At 40.5% G+C, this 4,975-nt stretch carries 3 protein-coding genes; 1 reads left to right on the top strand and 2 read right to left on the bottom strand.

Features of this window, described 5'->3' with window-relative positions; translation table 11 throughout:
• The first annotated feature begins 146 nt into the window (after window positions 1-146).
• Window positions 147-743, top strand: a complete 597-nt coding sequence (locus H5202_RS17945; protein ID WP_182773268.1) for a Yip1 family protein — start codon at window positions 147-149, stop codon at window positions 741-743.
• A gap of 85 nt (window positions 744-828) precedes the next feature.
• Here the strand turns inward: H5202_RS17945 and glnS are convergent, their stop codons facing one another.
• Window positions 829-2,499, bottom strand: coding sequence for a glutamine--tRNA ligase (gene glnS, locus H5202_RS17940; RefSeq protein WP_182773267.1), 1,671 nt, complete (start codon window positions 2,497-2,499; stop codon window positions 829-831).
• A 158-nt stretch (window positions 2,500-2,657) separates the two neighbouring features.
• Window positions 2,658-4,970 carry a Fe(2+) transporter permease subunit FeoB gene (feoB, locus tag H5202_RS17935; RefSeq protein ID WP_182773269.1) on the bottom strand — a complete coding sequence of 771 codons (2,313 nt, stop codon included), beginning with the start codon at window positions 4,968-4,970 and terminating at the stop codon, window positions 2,658-2,660.
• Between the last annotated feature and the right edge of the window lie 5 nt (window positions 4,971-4,975).

Here is a 4,975-nt window from a genome sequence, read left to right as displayed (position 1 = left end):
GCAATGGAACCCTCTCAGTGTTATGCCAACACCATTCCCTTGTTGATAAGTAGATGTGGACTGATTAAGGCGATTGGTAAAAAGCTGTAGTCAGTTCGTCGTTGTTTGGCGAGCTAGGTCAAAAATGCTAAACAAGGATAACTATAATGGTATTGAATCACTTAATGGGACTTTACACTCATCCAAAACAAGAGTGGCACACAATTGAAAAAAATCATGAAGCACTAAAAAGCAGCTTGAGTCATGTATTGCTTATCGCGCTTATTCCTACAATTTGTGCTTATTTTGCAACTGCACATATTGGTTGGCATCCCGGAGCAGGAGAACTGTTGTTCCTAACATCAAAAAGCGCACTGTTCATGTCAGTTGGAATGTATTTCGGCTTGATTATTGGCGTTATGGTTCTAGCTTATTTAGCCTTTTGGATGGGCAAAACATTTGATGCGGATCCGACTTATACTCAAGCTCTCGAATTGGCGTCATATACAGCAACCCCTTTATTTATGGTTGGATTGGCAGCACTCTACCCCGTTTTATGGTTCATTATGATCGTCGGATTGATTGGTTTGTCTTATTCAGTTTATCTGCTGTATGCAGGTGTTCCAATTATAATGAATATCCCTGAAGAAAAGGGCTTTATTTACGCTAGTTCAGTGGTAACTGCGGGCCTTGTCTTATTAGTTGCACTGATGGCCGGAAGTGTCATTTTGTGGAGCATTGGCTTTGGCCCGATGATGCAATAATTGCTTCGTGATTGATTATTAATTATTAAAAATAACATATTAAAAAAGGCGCATTTAGCGCCTTTTTTATTATTCATAACGTTGATTACGCAAATGTATCTCTTAACGGTACCGTTAAGTTAAACACTAAATTTTCAGCGCTTGAATCTTTACTGTCTGCACAGAAATAACCTTCTCGCTCAAACTGAAACGCTTTCTCAGCCGGTGCATTGACTAAACTAGGTTCAACGAGTCCCTTCACGACTGTAAGTGAATTAGGATTAAGTACTTCATCGACAGTTTCAAAAGCTGCAGGATTCTCACTGGTAAATAAACGATCATACAAGCGAAACTCAGCCGGTTTCGCAGTTGATGCTTCAACCCAATGAATCACCCCTTTAACTTTACGACCATCTGCAGGGTTTTTACCTAATGTATCAGCATCATAAGTACAGTAAACCGTAGTGATATTACCATCTGCATCTTTGTCACAACGTTCAGCTTTAATAATATAAGCATTACGTAGACGGACTTCTTTACCTAAAACAAGTCGTTTAAAGTGCTTATTAGCTTCTTCTTTAAAATCTTCAACATCAATGAATAACTCACGTCCAAATGTCAGCTCACGAGTTCCCATGGCTTCATTGTTTGGATGAGCAGCAGCAATAATGGTCTCTGTTTCAGTATCTGAATAGTTTTCAATGATAACTTTTATAGGTCTTAATACGGCCATGGCACGAGGTGCATGTTCGTTTAATTCTTCACGAATACACGCATCTAACATGCCGACTTCAATTAAGTTTTCTTGCTTGGTAACACCAATACGTAAGCAGAACTCGCGAATAGAAGCTGAAGTGTAACCACGACGACGTAACCCAGCGATAGTTGGCATACGGGGATCGTCCCAGCCATCAACCAGTTTGCGAGTGACCAAATCGTTTAGTTTACGCTTAGACATTAAGGTGTATTCAAGATTTAAGCGTGAAAACTCATATTGACGAGTGCGATTTGGCGCTTGGAAATCATTTAAATGATCTAATACCCAGTCATATAAACGACGGTTATCTTGAAACTCTAAAGTACAAATCGAATGAGTGATATTCTCAATAGCATCAGAGATACAATGAGTAAAATCGTACATTGGGTAAATGCACCACTTGTCACCTGTTTGATGATGGTGAGCAAAACGTATGCGATATATGATCGGGTCGCGCATACACATGAAAGGTGATGCCATATCAATTTTGGCACGCAGAGCACATTCACCTTCTTTGAATTCTCCTTTACGCATTTTCTCAAATAACGCGAGGTTTTCTTCAACACTGGTGTCACGATATGGGCTGTTTTTACCCGGTTCTTTTAGCGAACCACGATACTCTCTGGTTTGTTCGCCATTTAAGAAGCAAACATATGCCAACCCTTTGGTAATTAGCTCAACTGCATATTGATGTAGTTGATCAAAATAATTTGATGAATAACGGATATCGCCAGACCATTCAAAGCCTAACCAACGTACATCTTCCTGAATAGAATTAACATAATTGATGTCTTCTTTTTCAGGGTTTGTATCATCAAAACGTAAGTTACATTGACCTTGGTAATCTTTTGCAATACCAAAATTTAAGCAAATAGATTTAGCATGGCCAATATGTAAATACCCGTTAGGTTCTGGTGGAAAACGTGTATGTACTTGGCTGTGCTTACCGCTTTTTAGGTCTTCGTCTATGATATTACGAATGAAGTTACTTGGACGTACTTCGGTGTCCACATGACTCATGGAATTCCTCTTGGCGCACAATGGCAATATGAATAAAAATAGATGATCCTACAGTTCTTATGTAGTTACAACTGCTAGCACCGAAAAAGTTAACTTGTTAAAGCAAATAAACCCAGCAAAGCTGGGTTTATGAGTAAATTAAACATAATGACAGTTATCTATTCCGTGATAATACGTATTCCCGGAATAATTTGTTGTGCTTTACGACCTTTCTTATTTAACCAGAAATAAAACACAACCAAAGCCATGACAAAGAAACTGATCCAACTAGCAGACTGTACCGGATGCTGATTAAATGTAGCCCCTTGGTAAACCACTGTTGCTGAACCATAAGCTAATGAAAATGTCCAAATTGCTGCAAAACGGGCCCACTTCGCACCAAACTCATGAACCAAGGCTCCCATTGCTGCCACACAAGGCGTATAAAGCAAGATGAACAACAAGTATGAGAATGCGGCTATCTGGCCTTTAAAGCCTGTCTGAAGCGCACTGAAGGTAGATGTATCAACAGATAACTCCATTGCTGCTTCATCTAAATCTGTGATACCTGCTATCGCAATTGATAATGGGTCACCAGGTTCAATGCCTAATAAGTTTGTTGGAATTGTCGCTAAGCCGACTTTAACACTGTCCCAAATGGACAATAATTCTTCATCATCACCTGCTGAGGTGCTATATAAACTGTTTAATGTACCGACTACGGCTTCTTTAGCAAAAATGCCGGTAATAATACCAACCGTGGCAGCCCAATTGTCTTGTTCTATACCCATTGGAGAAAACAGCGGTGTGATTTGTTGGCTAGCAACACTGAGCAATGACTCTTTACTGTCTTCATGGCCAAAAGATCCATCTGTGCCAATTGCATTCACAAAGTTAAGTAGCGTCACCACAATTATAATGGTTTTACCAGCGCCCATAATAAAGCTTTTGGTCCGCTTAATTGTACGCGAGAACACCGCTTTAGATTTAGGCATTTCGTAGCTTGGGAGTTCCATAACAACAGCACTGCTTGTGCCCGGCAATACCGTTTTACGCAGTAATAAACCAGTGCCAATCGCGGCAAAAATACCAATTATATACAGTAAAAATACTAAATTTTGACCTGATTGAGGGAAAAATGCCGCTGCAAATAAAGCATAAACTGGCAAACGAGCACTACAAGACATGAATGGCGCCATCATACCGGTAACGATACGCTCACGCTCACTGCCTAATGTTCTGGTAGCCATAATGGCAGGAACAGAACAGCCAAAACCAACAATCATCGGCACAAAAGCTTTACCTGGTAAGCCAATACGGCGCATCAGGCCATCGACAACAAACGCTGCTCGAGCCATATATCCAGATGCTTCAAGCACTGATAGAGCTAGAAATAATGCTGCGACAACAGGAATAAACGTCGCGACAGTTTGGATACCTTGCCCTACACCGCCAGCTAAAATCGTCACTAGCCAATCAGGTGATCCCATTGATGATAGCAAAGCACCAAAATGGTCCACAAAAATAGCACCAGCGGTAATATCGAAGAAATCGATAAAAGAATTACCCACGTTAATACTGAATAAAAACATCAGGTACATAACAAGTAAGAAGATAGGAATACCCAACACCGGATGCAACACAACTTTATCAAGCCTATCTGTAGCGCTAATGTGTTTACCTTGAGTGACTGATGCTTCAAATACCTGTTGTACAAAATCGTAACGGGTTGTGGCGATAAGAATATCAATATCTTCGCCGGCTTGCTCGACCCGTAAAGTACACTGCTTTACCGTGTCGTGTAATTGTACTTCACTTGTTCCACAGCCATTTCCATGGCTATTGGCTAAAATAGCAAGTGCTTGCCCACGACTTAGCTCAGTTAGACCTTGGCGATCATTTTGCATCTGCAGTGCGGTTACACTTGCTTCAATATCGGTGTGATACTGCAACATTAGTGATTTTGCAGAGTCACCTTGTTCCAGTAGTGACAATAATTGAGCCTGAAGTAGTTCTACATCGGCTTGATTTCGTGAGCAAATAGCAACAACAGGACAACCTAAACGAGCTGACATGTCATCAACATTAATGTTGATACCCAGCTTTTTAGCAGCATCAATTTTGTTAATAACCACAATAATCGGAATGCCCAACTCGCGCAATTGGGTGGTTAAATACAGATGACGCTCAACATTTGTCGCATCAACTAGGTTGATGATTGCATCCACCTGTTGATTAGAAAGATAAGCCTGAGCAATTTGTTCATCTAATGAACAATCACAATTATTGCCTGCGGGTAATAAATCGTAGATGCCAGGGAGATCGGTGAGAAAAATATCAGTCCCTGAGTAATTTAGCTTACCCGTTTTCTTTTCTACGGTAACACCCGACCAATTGCCAACTTGCTGGCTTGCGCCAGTAAGTGCATTAAAAAGAGTCGATTTACCTGCATTGGGATTACCCACGGTGACACAATGAAATTGTTTAGTCATTTTTA

Source organism: Shewanella sp. SG41-4, assembly GCF_014164505.1.
GTDB lineage: Bacteria > Pseudomonadota > Gammaproteobacteria > Enterobacterales > Shewanellaceae > Shewanella.
The sequence above is the reverse complement of the archived record's forward strand: the minus strand, read 5'-3'. Positions and strand labels throughout refer to the sequence as shown.

Excerpts from the sequence above, each read along its gene's own strand:
- glnS (WP_182773267.1), bottom strand. The coding sequence starts at position 2,499 with ATGAGTCATGTGGACACCGAAGTACGTCCAAGTAACTTCATTCGTAAT.
- H5202_RS17945 (WP_182773268.1), top strand. The coding sequence starts at position 147 with ATGGTATTGAATCACTTAATGGGACTTTACACTCATCCAAAACAAGAG.
- feoB (WP_182773269.1), bottom strand. The coding sequence starts at position 4,970 with ATGACTAAACAATTTCATTGTGTCACCGTGGGTAATCCCAATGCAGGT.